We start from the raw sequence: 16,303 nt of genomic DNA on the forward strand, positions 1-16,303 counted from the left end.
CGGGCCACAATGCATTGACCACGCGGGCGAACGTACTACCTCTCGTGATGATACGGCGCGACATTCAGCGCCGCGCGCGTTTCCAGCACCTCATCCACGAGGCCATACGTCTTGGCGGTCTGTGCCGACATGAAGTTGTCGCGGTCGGTGTCGCGGGCGATTTCCTCGATGCTGCGCCCGGTGCGTTCGGCCATCATGGCGTTCAGGCGCTCTCGCAGATAGAGCACTTCCTTCGCCTGAATCTCGACGTCTGCCGCCGTGCCCTGGCTGCCGCCCGACGGCTGGTGAATCATGATGCGCGCGTTCGGCAACGCATACCGCTTGCCGCGCTGACCCGCCGTCAGCAGGAAAGTCCCCATGCTCGCGGCAAAGCCCGTGCACAAGGTGGATACCTCCGGTTTGATGAACTGCATGGTGTCGTAGATCGCGAGGCCGTCGTACACCGAACCGCCCGGCGAATTGATGTAAAAAGAAATATCCTTGTCGGGATTCTCGGATTCCAGAAACAGCAACTGCGCGACAATCAGACTGGCCGACTGCTCGTTCACGGGCCCGACCAGAAACACGATGCGCTCGCGCAGCAAACGCGAATAGATGTCGTAGGCGCGCTCGCCGCGGCCGGACTGTTCGATCACGGTGGGCACGAGGCCCAAGCCGTTGATGTTTGGATAGCTGGAATGCATGTTCACCTCGTGTATGCGGTCTGGGTGACCGTGATTTGTGCGGAGCGCGTGGCTTTATGGCACGAAGCCTCAGGCTTGGCTCTGCCCTTGGCCGATCCGGAAGCTGCGCATTCATTGCGCCGGTTGTTGTCCCTATGACGACCCGACGCACGACGCCGTGACAGAAATATTTTTTCGGGCAGCTGTCACATCGTTCGATGCCCAGCCGTCAAGACGAAAAGAATCAGGATGTCGGCGCGCGCCCGGATCGTTTCGCAGGCAGGGCGCCGCGCGCTTTTCAACACGCACGATCTGGAGGTCTACGTATGACGGAACAGGGAATCGACAAGGCATCCAGCTTCGAGGCCGTGCGCGCCCGCCTGCTCGCGCTGGCGTACCGGATGCTCGGCAGCCGGGCTGAAGCGGAAGACGTCGTGCAGGACGTCGGATTGAAATGGCACCTCGCGGACACGCAGGAGGTGCAGGTACCTGCCGCCTGGCTCACCACGATCACCACGCGCGTGGCGATCGACCGGCTGCGGCGTGTGCAGCGCGAACGCGCGTCGCAGGCCGCTGGCTGGTTGCCGGAGCCGTGGCTCGACGAGGTGGCGCCATCGGCGGAAGAACTGGCCTTGCGCGCGGCGGAGATGTCCTATGGCGTGATGCTGCTGCTGGAGCGCCTGAAACCTGACGAACGGGCGGCGTTCGTGTTGCACGAAGCCTTTGATTGTGGCTACTCGGAGATCGCGGCCATTCTCGAGCGAACGCCGGCAGCCTGCCGGCAGATTGTCCATCGGGCCAGGGCGCGCCTGCAACGCGCGGGTGCGCCGGCGGAGCCCGCCGACCCCGCAGCGCATGCGCGGATCGTGGAACGCTTGCGCACGGCGTTGGAGGCGCAGGATCGAGTCGGCTTGTTGCGGCTCTTTAGCGATGCGCCGGAAGTCGTCAGCGACGCGCCTGTGTGCGCACCGGTAAGCACGTCTGAACCGGCGGTGGCAGGGTGGATGGACACGGTAACGTCGCTCGTCGAGCATGCGAGCAACGCCGAGACGGTGTCGGTGGCGGGCACGTTGTGTATCGCCTTGCTTTTCGAGGGCGACGTCGTCGGCGTACTCGACGTCTCCACGAACAGCCTGGCGGATGGTTCCGCGAAGATCGTCGCCATGCGCGTGGTGACCAGCGCGGCGCGCCTGCGGGCCACCAACCGCATGCTGGGCCGCACGGCAATCACGCAACTGCTCGCACGGATCCAGCAGAGCGCCATGAACTCAGTTACGGTGGACTGCGACTTCCCAGTTGATGTCCACGCATAGCACCTGTGTGCCAGTCGGCGTGTGCGCGGCGATCGAGGCGGTCACGCACAGGTGCGCTTCGTTGATGGACAGATAGGGCGGGGTGAGATGCACATGGCCGGGCGTGCGCATCGCCTGGATAAAGTACGGCCGGCGCTCCCAGCTTGCGCCTTCCGAATGGAGCAGCGGGCGGAAACGCTTGGCGCGTTGCGAGGCGCGTCCGGGCGGCAGCACGTTATCGCCGATCTGCCGGCCCGATCCGTCGAGCACGAAACAGCGTGCCGTCTCGCCGAGCATCAGAAGCGGGGCCGTGGCTTGCGCAACCGACTCGCCGGCCACCAGTTGCGCGGCCGCCGTCTCGAGCGCTGCGACGTACGGTGCGAGCCGCGCGGACTGTGCGCGTTCACGCGCGGCGACACGTTCTCGCAGCGCCGCGGAAAGCGAGTCCATCAAACCGGCCGCCGCTTGCGGCTTGACCGGTTCGACGCTTGGGCCAGCGAAGAACGCGCCTTGTACGAAATCCACGTTGCATTCGAGCGCGATCAGCGCGTCGCGTTCGGTGCTCAGGCCGCCCATCAGCACCAGTTGGCCGGATTCGTGCAGCAGCGAGACGAGCCCCGGCAGCACGCGTTCAATGTGCGAGTGTTCGCTGGCTTGCGCGAGAATGCAGCGGTCGAGCGTGACGATGTCTGGCCGCAGATTCCACACGCGGTCAATGTTCGAATGCTTCGCGCCGAAGCCGTCGAGCGCGATCAGGAAGCCGGATTTACGCAGCAAATCGACGATTTCGGTAAAGCGCGTGGTTTCGCCGCCCGCCTGTTCGGACACTTCGAGCACCACGCGCTGCGGCGGCAGGCCGAGCGCCTTGAGGCCGGCGAGCAGCGCATCGCCGTAACTGGTGTCCATCAGCGCGGCGGGGTGCAGGCTCAGGAAGAGCCATTCGTCGTGACTGTCGAACGCGTTGAAATTGCCCAGATGCAGCGACTCGGCGAGCCGCCCGAGTTCGAGCAGGTCGCCGCGTCGGGCGGCCTGCGTGAAAACCTCGTGCGACGGCACTTGCAGCGCATGTTCGTCACGGGCGCGCAGCGACGCGTGATAACCGATCGCGCGCCGGTGCGACACGGAGAAAACTGGCTGGAACACGCTGAAAACAGTGTAGCCGCCGTACAGAACGGTGCGCCGTGAGCCTTCGTCGCCGGCCATTGGGCGCGGCGGCTGGAAGCCGGGAGGATCGAGTTCGATCATGCTCATCATGTCAGTCGTGTGGAGGTGGCTGCGCGCCTGCATGCTCGGCACAAGTTCGCACGCGCAAAATGTGAGTTTACAGGATAGGCGAGCAAGAACTATGCGAGTGCGGAAACACAGCACGCATGCCCGGCTGTCACACTCAGATAAGACGATTGTGCGTCAGCACCGGTGCGCAGGCTGCGATTCGCACTTCGCTGGTGCGGCCCGCGCCCCGTTGCGGATCGGCGGCGGGGCGCGCGGCTGCGTAGGCGTGCATCAGGTCCGTTCAGAGGGATCGGTCTTTTTTGCGGGCGTGCGGATGTCCGGCGACAGCTGCGCAAAGATCCACGACGAGCCTGCCGTGATGATGCCGACACACAGGAACGTCGCATGAAATGCTGGCAGCGAGTTGGCGGCCGTCACGCGCGGCAGCAGGCCGGTAAAGGTCGCGAGCAGGGCGCCGGCCACCGTCACCCCGAGACTCATCGACAGCATCTGGACCAGCGAAAACAGGCTGTTGCCGCTGCTTGCGCCGCCGGTGCCCAGGTCCTTGAGCGTCAACGTGTTCATTGCGGTGAACTGGATCGAGTTGACGCCGCCGAAGAACGCAAGTTGCACGAGGCGCAGCCACAGCGGCTGGTTCGTGGTGGTGAGCGCGAAGCTCGCCATGGTCAAGCCGACCAGCACGGTGTTGACGATCAGCACGCGTCGATAGCTGTGCTTGATGATCAGGCTCGTCACGAGACGTTTGGACGCCATGCCTGCGGCCGCCACCGGCAGCATCATCATGCCGGCTTCGAAGGCGCTATAGCCGAGACTCACCTGCAATAGCAAAGGTATCAGGTAGGGCATCGCGCCGCTGCCGATCCGCGCGAACAGATTGCCTAGCAGGCCGACGCTGAAGGTGTGGATCTTGAACAGGTCGAGCGAGAAGATCGGCGCGGGCTCGCGCACGGCGTGCAAGCCGTAGGCGACAAAGCAGGCCAGGCTCAAAATCAGCAGCACCAACACCGTGGCGTGCTGAATGCCGAACTCGGTCCGACCGTCGAGCGCGAACGAAATCGCCACCATGCCGAGGGTCAGCAGCAGGTAGCCTGTCATGTCGAACTTGCCGACGTGCTCATTCCGGCTGTCCGGCATGAAGATGAACGTGGCGATGCAACCCACGATCCCCACCGGCACGTTGATCAGAAAGATCCAGTGCCACGAGGCGATCTTCACGAGCCAGCCGCCGAGCGTGGGGCCGATCAGCGGACCGATCAGGCCGGGGATCGCCACGAACGAGAGCGCCGGCAAATAGCGTTCGGCCGGAAAGGTGCGCAGCACCGCGAGCCGTCCGACCGGCAGCAGCATCGCGCCGCCCACGCCCTGCATGATGCGGAAGGCCACGAGCTGACTCAGGGTATGCGCGTTCGCGCACAGCAACGAGGCGACTGCGAACACGAGGATTGCGCTGAAGAACACGCGGCGCGTGCCGAGCTTGTCGGCCAGCCAGCCGGATACCGGGATCATCACGGCCATCGTCAGCGAATAGGCGATCACCACCGATTGCATGCGCAGCGGCAACTCGCCGAGGCTCGTCGCCATCGCGGGGAGCGCGGTGTTGACGATGGTCGAGTCGAGCGTCTGCATGAAAAAGCCGGTGGCGACGACCCACAGCATCACGGTGAGCGAGCGGGGCGACGGCGTACTGGGCGCACTGGGCGTGGCGGCGGGCGGAGTCGGCGTGGACATGGAGGGCGGCTAGGCGCGCGGGGCGGGCTGGGAGTCGCTATTCTAGGGAAAAGCGCCTCGCCGCGCAGCGGACGCGATGGTCAACCCTCCAACTCACCCCGACGCCGGCAACGCGGCCGCAGCGCGAAAGAACGCCTGCGCACGCGGGTCGTTACCAAATGCGATGTGAATCCTGATCCACGGACTCTCTTCCATGTTCGGCCGGAAGTGGTTGCCCGGCACGACGGTGACTCCCAGCGGCACGCCGCACTCCACCAACCGTTCCGCATTGCCCACATGCGGCACGCGAGCCCATACGAATTTGCCGCCGACGGGCTTCTCGAAAATTTCCCAGCCGGCGTCTTCGAGCGTCTGAATGGTCGAGCCGAGCGCGTCGCGCATACGTCGGCGCAGGCGTTCCAGATATTTGCGATACGCGCCGCGCTCCAGCATCGCCACGGCGACCGCTTCGGCAAAACGCGAGCCGCCGATGCTCGTCAACATCTTGATGTCGACCAGGTCCTTGATGATCGCGTGGCTCGCGACCACACAGCCTATCCGCAGCGACGACGACAGCGTCTTCGACAGCCCGCCCACATAGATCACGTGTTCGAGCTGATCGAGCGTGGCGAGGCGGTCGGTGAGGTCGGTCTGAAAATCGGCGTAGATGTCGTCTTCGATGATCGAGAAGCCGTGCTCCCGCGCCAGCTGTAACAGCCGGAAGGCCACTGGCGGCGCGACGTTGGTGCCTGTCGGATTGTGGAACACGGTATTGATGAACAGCAGCTTGGGGCGGTGCGACTTCAACTGCTCCTGCATCACGTCCAGATCGGGACCGTTGCGGGTGCGTGGAATGCCGATCAGTTTCACGCCGTGCAGCTTTAGCAGGCCGTAGAGGTTGTAGTAACCGGGGTCTTCGACAAAGATCGTGTCGCCTGCCTTGAGCATGTAGCGCATCAGCAGATCGAGCGCCTGGCTTGCGCCGTTGGTAATGAGGATCTGCGACGTGTCCGCCTGCATCCCTAGCTGGCCGATGCGTCCTTGCAGATGCTCGCGCAAACTCAGGTTGCCGAGCGGGGTGGCGTATTCGATCATGCTTGCGGGATCGGTCCGCGACACGTGGCGGATGGCCTGCGCGATGCCGTCCGTGTCGCGCCACGCTTCGGGGATGAAGCCGCTGCCCAGCTTGAGTGTTTCGCCCGGGTGGTTGAACTGCTGCATCAGATGGTCCGATTCGTCCTCGGCGCGGCGCGGGTCGGAGGTGCCCTGGCACTGCGTGTTCCCCGGCTGGCGGTCGGCGACGTAGAAGCCGGAGCCGTGGCGCGAATCGACGTAGCCGAGTGACACCAGCCGGTCATAAGCCTCGATCACGGGAAAGCGGCTCACGCAGTAGTTGGTGGCGAACTGGCGAATGGAGGGCAGCTTCGAACCGGGGTGGGCGGTGCGCGACCGGATCCACGCCGTGACGCCCGTGACGATCTGTTCGGTCAGCGGCACGCCGTTGTCTCGATCGAGCTGGATTTCGAGTTTCATGCGGGTCTGCTCCTTCACCAGACGGCGCGGCGATTGTGCGCAGACTCTCCACAGACGACACGCCGCCCGGCAACTGTCCGGTTTTTTAACTGAACAGTTCCGATGGAAGTGTTCGGAACTGTGCATGGGTATCCGATCATCGCACGTCAATAATCGGTACAACAGAAAGTTCTTTTGAAGGAGAGAGCGATGCGTGAAGTCCGGATTTTCGAATTGGAACATGGCGAGCCCGCGGCGGCCTGGCGTGTCGCGCGTCCGTCGATCTTCAAGGTGATCTCGGGCGAGATCTGGCTGACGGTCGAAGGCGACAGCGAGGATTACTGGCTCGCTACCGGCGAGTCGGTCGAGTTGCCGCGCCGGGCGGTGGCGTGGGTCAGCGCTGGGCAGACCGGCGCGCGCTTTGCGCTGGCGAGCGGCTCCGAGCGCGCCGTCACGAAGCCGGTGCTGGGCTCGCCAGTGTTGAACTGGCTGCCGCGCTGGTTGGGTACGGTCTGACGAGTCGCCAAGGGTGTCAACCGGGTCCGCGTCACCTCACTTCAGCCCCGCAGCCTCATATTCGCCGATGTAGCGCGCGCGCGGCCGGATCAAGCGGCCGTCGCGCGTCTGTTCCATGGCGTGCGCAATCCAGCCGACCACCCGGCCGACCGCGAAGAGCGTGAAGGCGGCGCCGGGCGGCAACGCCAATACTCGCTCGATGGCGGCGAGCGCGAAGTCCACAGTCGGCTCCGCGCCGGTCGTGTCGCGCACCGTGCGCGCCAGTTGCAGCACTTCAGGCAACGGCGAACGCGCCGGCGCGCAGTCGGCGAGCATGGCCAACAGCAGCCGCGCCCGCGGGTCGCCGTCCGGATAAAGCTGATGACCGAAGCCCGAGAGCACCGGCCCATGCGCGCCATGTTCGAGGCGCGCGAGGCGGTTCGCCAGATAACGGTCGAGATCAGGGGCGCGCGACGCTTCTTCGAGCAGCGCGGCGATGCGCACCGTCTCGCCGCCATGCCGCGGACCCGACAAGGCGGCGAGACCGCCCGCCACCGCGCCGAACAGGTGTGTCCCCGTCGACGTGATACAGCGCACCGTGAAGGTCGAGGCATTCAATTCATGATCCGCGCAGGCCACGAGCGCCGCGCGCAGCAAGCCGGCCTGTTGCCGGTTACGTACATGCCACGCTAAAGCCAGTTGCCGGTGCAGCGGTTCGTTCGAGGGCGCCACCGAGATCATCGCGGCGGCCAGCAGCCGCATGACGGCGCAGGCCGTATCGAGCTGCGCATCGCGGCCGAGCGCCCACACCCGCGGCATTTGCGCCGCGGCGGCCGGCAACAGCACGAGCGCGCGATCGAGCGGCGTGCTGTCGCTCCACAGCTTGAGCCACGCCGCCCATTGAGCGGTGGCGAATGGCACGGCCGGCGCATCGGCGATCCGCCTTGCGCTGCATTCCCACAGCAGCGCCGCGATGTCCTCGAGCGATGCGCTTTGCGCCAGCTCCATCGCATCGTGCCCGCGATACAGGAGTCGCCCCTCGGCGACCAGTGTGATCGACGATTCGAGCACCGGCACGCCCCAGTCCAACACCTTCTGCGCGACCTTGCCCGCGCGCTTGCCGTCTTCCTTGCGACGCGCGAGGCGCCGTACTTCGCCAGCGTCGTAGAGACGATGCTTGCCCTGCGTATCCGGCGACGAACTCAGCATGCCGCGGCTTACATACGCGTAGAGCGTGGGCAAGCTGATGCCGAGCGTGGCGGCGGCCTCAGCAGCGGTCAGGGAATTCGAGGTCGGCATGAAAAAGTGTGGAAACCGAAGAAATCAATATATATTGATTATCATAATCAAGATTGATTGCGGCGTGGCGGAATTTTAGACTCGGTTCACTTCTTCCTGCTTTGCAATGGACGCCATGACGCCTGAACTCGCTCTCAAACATATCTGGACGCTCGCTGGATGCGACCCGACCGCGCTGAGGTCCGTCACGCTGAGCGGCGTCGATCCGGGCTTGCCGTCGGTCTATCGGGTCGGCAGTCTGGCCTCCGCGAGCATCGCCGCGACCGGCCTTGCGGCCGCCGAATACTGGCGTTTGCGCACGGGCCGCAGGCAGCATGTGACGGTGGAGATGCGGCGCGCGCTGGCGTCGTTTCGCAGCGAACGCTATTTGCGTGTCGACGACGGGCCGCCGCCCGCCTTGCGCGATCCGGTGACGGGTTTCTACGAGACGCGTGACGGCCGCTGGATTCAACTGCACACGAACTTCGCGCATCACTTGCAGGGTGTCTTGCAGGTGCTCGGCTGCGAGAACGATCCTGCTGCCGTGGCTGTCGCGATTCGCAGGTGGGACGGCGCGACGCTCGACCAGACGCTCGCTGACGCGGGCCTATGCGCGGCGTTGATTCGCACGCCCGACGAGTGGGCCGCGCTCGATCAGGCGAAAGCGATTGCGGGCTTGCCGCTCTTCGAGATCGAGCGCATCGGCGGCGCGCCGGTCGAGCCGCCACGCGAGGGCGGCGCGGATCGGCCGCTGGCGGGTGTGCGGGTGCTGGATCTGTCGCGCATCATTGCCGGGCCGGTGGCCGGACGGGCGCTCGCGCAGCACGGCGCGGACGTGTTGATGATCAACGGGCCGCATCTGCCGAATATCGCGCCGCTGGTGATCGACAACGGGCGCGGCAAGCGTTCGGCTCTCGCCGATCTGCGCGATGCGGCGGGACGCGAGATTTTGCGCGGCCTCGCCGGTGACGCCGACGTATTCCTGCAGGCATATCGCCCTGGGGCGCTGGCCGCGCGCGGTTTCGGTCCCGAGGAATTGGCGCGCGCGCGGCCGGGGATCGTCTACGTGTCGGTGTCGGCTTATGGGCACGAGGGGCCTTGGGCTCAACGACGCGGGTTCGACAGTCTGGTGCAGTCGGCGAGCGGAATTGCTTTTACTGAACGGCAGGCGGCGGGGTGGAACGAACCCAAGCATCTGCCGTGTCAGGCGCTGGATCACGCGACCGGTTATCTGGCGGCTTTCGGCGCGATGGCCGCGCTGGCGCGGCGGGCCACCGAAGGCGGAAGCTGGCATGTGCGCGTCTCGCTCGCGCAAACGGGCCGCTGGCTGCAGTCGTTCGGACAGATTGCCGATGGCCGGAAAGCGCCCGATGTCACGCTCGACGATGTGGGCGATTGCCTTGCGACCGTCGAGTCGGAGTTTGGACGTGTGCTAGGGGTGCAGCCTGCCGAGACTTTGGACGAGACGCCCGCGTATTTCGCATTGCCGCCGACCCGAGTAGGCGCGCATGAAGCCAAGTGGGAGTGAAGGCATCAAGCTCTTGCGGCGACCTGTGCCGGGGCACAACCGGCACATCGCCTCGCGCACAGCGCAAAGCAAGAGAGCGGAGAGCTAACCACCTACTTCCTCAACTCCGCCACGAAGTCATAGTAATCGTTGCGGCAGTACGTATCGGTCAATTCGATCGCCCGCTGATCGGCGGTGTAGCCCACACGCGTGATCAACAGCAGTGCCTCGTTCGGCGCGATACTCATCTGCTGCGCGATCTCCTCGCTCGCGTTCACCGCGCGAAAATGCTGCAACGCGCGGACAATGGTCAGTCCACGATTCTCCAGGTACGTGTACAGCGAATCGCCGATCGCCTGGGGATCGGGAATCACCGCGGCGGGAAAAGTGGAATTCTCGACCGCCATGACGATGCCGTCGGCCATCCGCAAGCGTCGCAACCGCGTCACCGCCGCCGCCGGCGACAAGCCGAGCTGGATCACCTCGTCGCGATTGGCCGGCAGAATTTCGCGCGACAGCCACTTCGAACTCGGCGTGAAGCCCCGTCGCCGCAGCATTTCGCTAAAACTCGACAGACGCGACAGCGGATCTTCATAGCGCGGCGTGATGAAACTGCCCGCGCCCTGCGTGCGTCGAATCAAACCCTGCTCGACCAGCAACGCGATCGCCTTGCGTGAAGTGATCCGCGACACACCGAGCGCGTCGGAGAGCACACGCTCCGAGGGCAGCGCCTCGCCCGCGTTCCAGCGGTTCTCGTGGATGGCGGCACCAAGCTTGCGAGCCAGTTGCAGATATAGCGGCGTGTCGTTTTCCGGGTCCGGACGCAGATCGCGCCAGCGGTCTTCCGAGGCAGAGGTCATGGAGCTCACGCAAGAAGGGCAAGCGGCAATTCTATGACATCGGCGCGCCGTGTTATAGCGGGCTTTTGCCTGGTGCCCGATCGGACGACCATTGAACCGCTAAACTCGTCGCTATGATTTCGTGGCATGCGCCGCGCATTCGCTTGCGCAGCGCCATTGCCGACCATTGAGCCACTTCTAGGAGTCAGCATGACGAGCGACATTGCAAGCGTAAGCCTGCCCGACGGCGAACGCATTCCAAAACTGGGGCAGGGCACCTGGGAGACGGGTGAAGTGCCGGCGCGGCGTGCCGCTGAAATCGACGCGCTGCGTTGCGGCATCGAACTCGGCATGACCTTGATCGATACGGCGGAAATGTACGGCGACGGCGCGACGGAATCGCTGCTCGGCGTTGCGCTCGCCGGGCTGCGCGACAAGCTGTTTCTGGTCAGCAAGGTGTATCCGCACAACGCCAGCCGGCGCGGCGTGATCGCGGCCTGCGAGCAGAGCCTCAAGCGTTTGAAAACGGATCGGCTCGATCTGTATCTGCTGCACTGGCGCGGCTCGGTGCCGCTCGCGGAAACGGTCGAGGGCTTCGAGGCGTTGCGGCGGGCGGGCAAGATCCGTCATTGGGGCGTCAGCAACTTCGATACCGAGGACATGGAGGAACTCGTCGCCACGCCCGGCGGCGATGCGTGCGTGACCAATCAGATTCTCTACAACGTGGCGCGCCGCGGGGCGGAGTTCGATCTGCTGCCGTGGCTCGCCGCGCGCAAGATGCCGGGCATGGCCTACAGCCCGGTCGATCATGCGCGTCTGCCGAAGCGCTCGCCGCTCGACGATATCGCCGACGCGCGCGGCGTCTCGGTGTTCCAGGTGGCGCTCGCGTGGGTATTGCTCCAGCCCGGCGTGTTTGCGATCCCGAAGGCGGCGCGCGTCGAGCATGTGCGCGACAACCATCGCGCATCGCAACTGCAACTCGGTGCGGATGAACTGGCCGCGATCGACGCTTATTTCAAGCCACCGCGCGGCAAGCGTCCGCTTGAAATGCTGTAGGCGCGGCGCGGCGCTCGCCTCATCAATTGCAGCTGTGGTGCATGTGCACGGAACCGAGCACCGCGACTTCCGCGGGAGTGTGCTTGAGCGAATCGTCGTTGACCTGGGCGGCGTCCGCGACGAAATCGTCGACGATCGACGACACCTGCGTATTGCGCAGGCACAGCGACACACGCTGCGTCTCATTGGCCGGCAAGGCGGTGCGCTGACTGAGGAACAGCACGCCGTACTGATAGCCGTGGATGATGCCGCGAATCGCGCCGATGCATTGGCCTTGCGCGACGTTATCGTTTTTTCGCTTGCAGGTTTGCGCGAGCGAATAGGCGGAGAAGGTGGGATCGACCGGAGGGGCGGCTTGCGACAGCGTCGGGGAGAGCGGCTGTGCCGCTGGCGCTGTTTGCGCCGGCTTTTGTACTGCCGTTTGCGCATGAGCGAGCGATGCGAGGCTGAGCGCGGCTGCCATCAACAGGCCGGTGGCCACGCGTGCCGCGGAGCGGGGGACGTCTGGTTGCATGTTGTGCTGCCCCATATCGAACGTTGAATCTGATATGAGGCAATCGCTTCGGTTTGGTTCCGGTCACGCACGCTGAAAAACCACCCGAAAACGTTTCGGCGATAAAACGCGCGGCCTCGAAGCCGCGCTGTTTCCCGTCACGCCGCGTTATTCGTTGCGCCCGGCGCTCTCGGGCGCGTTTTCCGAGCCGTTGCCAGGGACCTTGCCCGCGACCTTGCCCGCATCGTCGCGCGAAAGCGTTTGCAGCGCGCGCAATTCGTCGACGGGAATGTGACAGCGGATTCGATGCGCGGACGGCGCGGCAGCCTGGCCGTCGCCGGCATCGACGAACGGCGGATCCTGCTGTTCGCAGATCGCGCCGAGCTTGCGTGGGCAGCGTGTATGAAATACGCAGCCGGACGGCGGCGAAGCCGCGCTCGGCAAATCGCCGGACAAGCGGATGCGGGTCGCGCCACCATGACCATCGAGTGTCGGCACCGAGGACAGCAAGGCTTCCGTATAAGGATGATGCGGTCCCTCGAACACGGCCGCAGCCGGTCCGATTTCCAGCAGCCTGCCCAGATACAGCACGGCGATGCGGTCCGACAGATAGCGGACCACATGCAGATCGTGGGAGATGAAAAGATAACTGACGCCACGCTCGCGTTGCAGATCGACGAGCAGGTTCAGGATCGCGGCCTGTACGGAGACGTCGAGCGCGGAAGTCGGTTCGTCGCACACCACCACGCGCGGCTCGCCGGCGAACGCGCGGGCAATCGCCACACGCTGTTTGAGTCCGCCGGACAGTTGCCGCGTGCGCGAGCCGAGATAACGTTCCGGCAAGCGCACGGCGGCCGTCAGCGAGGCGAGCCGTTCGTCGATGGCCGGCCCGCGCAACGCGGTGAGACGCGAGAGCGCGCGACCGATCAACCGCTTCACCGAATGCGCCCGATTGAGCGCCGAGTCCGGGTTCTGAAACACGATCTGCAACGACTTGACCTGATCGTTGTTGCGTCGCGTGACGCGCGCGGCGAGCGGCGCGCCGTCGAGTTCGAGCACGCTGCCCGCATCGGGCGTGAGCAGGCCGAGCATCAGCTTGGCGAGCGTCGTCTTGCCGCTGCCCGATTCGCCGACGAGGCCAAGCGTTTCGCCGCTGGCGAGATCGATCGAGACATTGTCGACCGCGCGCAGCGGGGCGCCGGACACGTGAAATGTCTTCGAGAGTTCTTTTGCGCGCAGCACGAGAGCACGAGCCTTGCCGTCGAGCAACGCGCCGTTGTGCTCGGGCAAGGCTTCCGCGCTGGCCCGCGGCAATTCGGTCGCGCGTTCGTGGTAGTGGCAGCGCGACATCTGATCGCCGCGCGCGGCGCTCACGCGATACGGCGGCGGTGCTTCACGGCGGCAGCGGTCGTCGGCGAGGCGGCAGCGGTCCGCGTAAATGCAGCCCTGTGTGACCGAACCCGGCAAGGGCAGACTCCCGGCGATCGTATCGAGCCGCTCGCTGTCTTTGCTGCGCCCGGCCGTGGGCAAACAGCGCAACAATCCGACCGTATAGGGATGGCGCGGCCGCGTGAAGACATCTTGCGTCGCGCCTTCTTCGACCAGTTTGCCCGCGTAAAGCACGCCGACGCGTTCGCACATCCGCCCGATCACCGCGAGGTTGTGGCTGATGAAGAGCACCGCCGTGCCGAGTTCCTTGCGCAATTGCGCGACGAGGTCGAGCACTTCCGCTTCGACGGTCGCGTCGAGCCCGGTGGTCGGTTCGTCGAGAATCAGCAGCGCGGGGTTCGAGGCGAGCGCCATGGCGATCACCACGCGCTGCTGCATGCCGCCCGACAGTTGATGCGGATAACTCTCCATCACCCGCTCGGGCGATGCGATGCGTACACGCTGCAGCATCTCGTGCGTACGCCGCAAGGCTTCGTCGCGCGCGACGCCGGCGGCTTCGAACGCTTCGGAGACTTGCCGCGCGACCGTCAGCGACGGATTCAGCGCGCGCCCGGGATCCTGATAGACCATCGAAATCGCATTCGCGCGCATGTGGCGCAATGCGTCGGCGTTGAGCTTCTGCACGTCCTCGCCGGCGATGACGACCTTGCCGGCCTTCACCTTGCCGTTGCGCGGCAGATAGCGCAGCGCCGCCATCGCGACCGTCGACTTGCCGCAGCCGGACTCGCCGACCAGACCGTACGCCTCGCCGCGCCGCACGCGAAACGAAATGTCCTGCAGCACTTCGCGATCGCGTCCGCGCATGCGGTACGTGACCGTCAGACCAACCACGGTCAGCGCGTCCGTGCGATCGCTCTTCGAGACGTCGAAGGCGGGGAACGAGGAGGGCGGCGGGCCGTTCATCGGTCGAGCACGCCTTGCACGCTGTCGGCGATCAGATTCACGCCGACCACCAGGCTGGCAATCGCGCCGGCCGCGAACACCACGGTCCACCACGCGCCGCCCGCCATCAGCGTGTACGACTCGGACAGCGCGAGACCCCAGTCGGCGGACGGCGGCTGAATGCCGAAGCCGAGAAACGACAACGTGGCGACCGCGAAGATCGCGTAACCGAGTCGCACGGTCGCTTCGACGATGATGGGCGGCAGCACGTTCGGCAGAATCTCGGCGAACATGATATAGGGGGCGCGTTCGCCGCGCAGTTGCGCCGCGGCGACGTAGTCGAGATGCCGTTCGGCGAACACGGCGGCGCGCACGGTGCGCGCGGTGATCGGCGTGAAGGTGATGCCGATCACGAGGATCACGGTGAAATTCGACGCACCCACTGCGGCCAGCGCGAGCAGCGCGACGATCACGAGCGGCAGCGCGAGCACGGCGTCGATGGCGCGTCCGACTACGTTGTCGACCCAGCCTTCGAAATAGCCGACGATCAACCCCAGCGCGGTGCCCGCAATCGTGCCGAGCAAGGTTGCGAGCGGCGCGATGGTGAGAATGTCGCGCGCGCCGACGATCACGCGCGAGAACACGTCGCGGCCGAGCTGGTCGGTGCCGAACCAATGCGTGCTGTCGGGCGGCGTTAGCGAATTGAGTGGATCGGACGCGTACGGATCGATGCGTACGATCCATTGCCCGGCAATGGCGCAGACGATCCACCACGCGACGATCACCACGCCCACCACGAAGGTAGGTGAGCGCAGCAGCGCGCGCAACTGGTCGAAGCGCGGCTCGACAGCCGCGCGTGGAGTCGGCGGAACGATGGTGCTCATTCGGCGCTCCTCACCCGCAGCCGCGGATTGAGCAGGACATGCAGCGCATCGGCGACGAGATTGGCGACGGTGTAGACCACGCCGATCGTCAGCACGCCCGCTTCGAGCATCGGAAAGTCCTTGGCCTTGGCGGCGTTGTAGATCAGCGAGCCGATACCCTGATAGTGAAACAGCGTCTCGACCACCACGAGGCCGCCGATCATATAGCCGAGTTGCGTGGCGGCGACCGTGATGGTGGGCAGCAGCGCATTGCGCAGCACGTGCCGCCAGATCACGATATGGCGCGGCAGGCCTTTGAGAATCGCGGTGCGCGTGTAGTCCGCGTCGAGCGCTTCGACGGTGCCGGCGCGCGCCATTCTCGCGATGTAGCCGAAGAACACCAGCACGAGCGGCAGCACCGGCAGCACCAGATGACGCAGCTGTTCGAGCGCGCTCGCTTCGGGCGGATACGACGCCTCGATCGGCAGCCAGCGCAGCCACACGCCGAACACCAGAATCAGCACGATCGACGAAACGAATTCCGGCACGACGGTCGCCGACAATCCGGCGATGCTGATCGTGCGATCGAGCCAGCGTCCCGCATGCATGGCTGACCACACGCCACCCGCAATGCCGAGCGGCACGACGACGATGAACGCCAGCAGGCCGAGCTTGGCGGAATGCGCGAGCGCCTCGGCGATAAACGGCCCGACCGGCTCGCGATACGCATAGGAGAGCCCCATATTGCCGCGCACGAAATGCGAAATCCACTCGACGTATTGCGTCATCAGCGGCCGGTCCGCGCCGAGTTGATGATTGAGCGCGGCGACCGCGCGCGCGTCGGCGAGCGGGCCGAGGACCGCGCGGCCAATATCGCCGGGCAGAAGCTGTCCGCCCGCGAAGACGATCACCGACAACAGCCACAGCGTAATCAGCGACAAGCCCACACGCGTGGCCAGAAAGCGCACGACGCGGCCCGCGTTGCCGCTCGACGCAGGGGAAGCGGAAGGAGTCACCATGGTCGACATCGAGCTC

The 16,303-nt window shown here is 65.4% G+C and carries 14 protein-coding genes; 4 read left to right on the forward strand and 10 right to left on the reverse strand.

Features of this window, described 5'->3' with window-relative positions:
• Window positions 1-35: 35 nt before the first annotated feature.
• Entirely contained in the window at window positions 36-683 is a 648-nt protein-coding gene (gene clpP, locus RI103_RS03750) for an ATP-dependent Clp endopeptidase proteolytic subunit ClpP (protein WP_310814079.1), read from the reverse strand.
• Window positions 684-988: 305 nt separating this feature from the next.
• On the opposite strand from clpP, the gene RI103_RS03755 reads away from it, so the two are divergent.
• Complete coding sequence (locus RI103_RS03755) at window positions 989-1,975, forward strand: sigma-70 family RNA polymerase sigma factor (protein ID WP_310814080.1); 987 nt, start codon at window positions 989-991, stop codon at window positions 1,973-1,975.
• On the opposite strand, the gene RI103_RS03760 is transcribed toward RI103_RS03755, so the two are convergent.
• The 3 genes from RI103_RS03760 to RI103_RS03770 all read right to left on the reverse strand — a co-directional run bounded on the left by RI103_RS03760 (window position 1,931) and on the right by RI103_RS03770 (window position 6,427).
• Window positions 1,931-3,205, reverse strand: coding sequence for an EAL domain-containing protein (locus RI103_RS03760; protein ID WP_310815165.1), 1,275 nt, complete (start codon window positions 3,203-3,205; stop codon window positions 1,931-1,933). The two genes, RI103_RS03755 and RI103_RS03760, sit on opposite strands and share 45 nt — an antisense overlap.
• Before the next feature lie 252 nt (window positions 3,206-3,457).
• Window positions 3,458-4,915 (reverse strand): multidrug transporter subunit MdtD, encoded by a 1,458-nt coding sequence (gene mdtD, locus RI103_RS03765; RefSeq protein ID WP_310814082.1) that lies wholly within the window; start codon window positions 4,913-4,915, stop codon window positions 3,458-3,460.
• Window positions 4,916-5,008: 93 nt separating this feature from the next.
• Window positions 5,009-6,427: a PLP-dependent aminotransferase family protein gene (locus RI103_RS03770; RefSeq protein WP_310814083.1), complete on the reverse strand. Its 1,419-nt coding sequence runs from the start codon at window positions 6,425-6,427 to the stop codon at window positions 5,009-5,011.
• Between the two features lie 189 nt (window positions 6,428-6,616).
• Here RI103_RS03770 and RI103_RS03775 point away from each other — a divergent pair, with 189 nt between their 5' ends.
• The gene (locus RI103_RS03775; RefSeq protein ID WP_310814084.1) at window positions 6,617-6,922 is read left to right on the forward strand and encodes a DUF2917 domain-containing protein; all 306 of its coding nucleotides are present in this window, start codon (window positions 6,617-6,619) and stop codon (window positions 6,920-6,922) included.
• A gap of 36 nt (window positions 6,923-6,958) precedes the next feature.
• On the opposite strand, the gene RI103_RS03780 is transcribed toward RI103_RS03775, so the two are convergent.
• Window positions 6,959-8,200, reverse strand: a complete 1,242-nt coding sequence (locus RI103_RS03780; protein WP_310814085.1) for a citrate/2-methylcitrate synthase — start codon at window positions 8,198-8,200, stop codon at window positions 6,959-6,961.
• A 115-nt stretch (window positions 8,201-8,315) separates the two neighbouring features.
• On the opposite strand from RI103_RS03780, the gene RI103_RS03785 reads away from it, so the two are divergent.
• A complete protein-coding gene (locus RI103_RS03785) occupies window positions 8,316-9,707 on the forward strand; it encodes a CoA transferase (RefSeq protein ID WP_310814086.1) in 1,392 nt (463 codons plus the stop codon).
• 92 nt (window positions 9,708-9,799) lie between these two features.
• Here the strand turns inward: RI103_RS03785 and RI103_RS03790 are convergent, their stop codons facing one another.
• Window positions 9,800-10,546 carry a GntR family transcriptional regulator gene (locus RI103_RS03790; protein ID WP_310814087.1) on the reverse strand — a complete coding sequence of 249 codons (747 nt, stop codon included), beginning with the start codon at window positions 10,544-10,546 and terminating at the stop codon, window positions 9,800-9,802.
• 189 nt (window positions 10,547-10,735) lie between these two features.
• Between RI103_RS03790 and RI103_RS03795 the strand changes: the two genes are divergently transcribed.
• Window positions 10,736-11,581 (forward strand): aldo/keto reductase, encoded by an 846-nt coding sequence (locus tag RI103_RS03795; RefSeq protein WP_310814088.1) that lies wholly within the window; start codon window positions 10,736-10,738, stop codon window positions 11,579-11,581.
• 22 nt (window positions 11,582-11,603) lie between these two features.
• Here the strand turns inward: RI103_RS03795 and RI103_RS03800 are convergent, their stop codons facing one another.
• The 4 genes from RI103_RS03800 to RI103_RS03815 all read right to left on the reverse strand — a co-directional run bounded on the left by RI103_RS03800 (window position 11,604) and on the right by RI103_RS03815 (window position 16,296).
• On the reverse strand, window positions 11,604-12,095 hold the full coding sequence (locus RI103_RS03800) for a hypothetical protein (protein ID WP_310814089.1): 492 nt from the start codon (window positions 12,093-12,095) through the stop codon (window positions 11,604-11,606).
• 147 nt (window positions 12,096-12,242) lie between these two features.
• A complete protein-coding gene (locus RI103_RS03805) occupies window positions 12,243-14,426 on the reverse strand; it encodes an ABC transporter ATP-binding protein (RefSeq protein ID WP_310814090.1) in 2,184 nt (727 codons plus the stop codon).
• On the reverse strand, window positions 14,423-15,289 hold the full coding sequence (locus RI103_RS03810; protein ID WP_310814091.1) for an ABC transporter permease: 867 nt from the start codon (window positions 15,287-15,289) through the stop codon (window positions 14,423-14,425). Before RI103_RS03810 ends, RI103_RS03805 begins: the two co-directional genes overlap by 4 nt.
• Complete coding sequence (locus RI103_RS03815; RefSeq protein WP_310814092.1) at window positions 15,286-16,296, reverse strand: ABC transporter permease; 1,011 nt, start codon at window positions 16,294-16,296, stop codon at window positions 15,286-15,288. The genes RI103_RS03810 and RI103_RS03815 overlap by 4 nt, the downstream gene beginning before the upstream one ends.
• Window positions 16,297-16,303: the final 7 nt, after the last annotated feature.

Source organism: Paraburkholderia sp. FT54 (assembly GCF_031585635.1).
Lineage (GTDB): Bacteria > Pseudomonadota > Gammaproteobacteria > Burkholderiales > Burkholderiaceae > Paraburkholderia.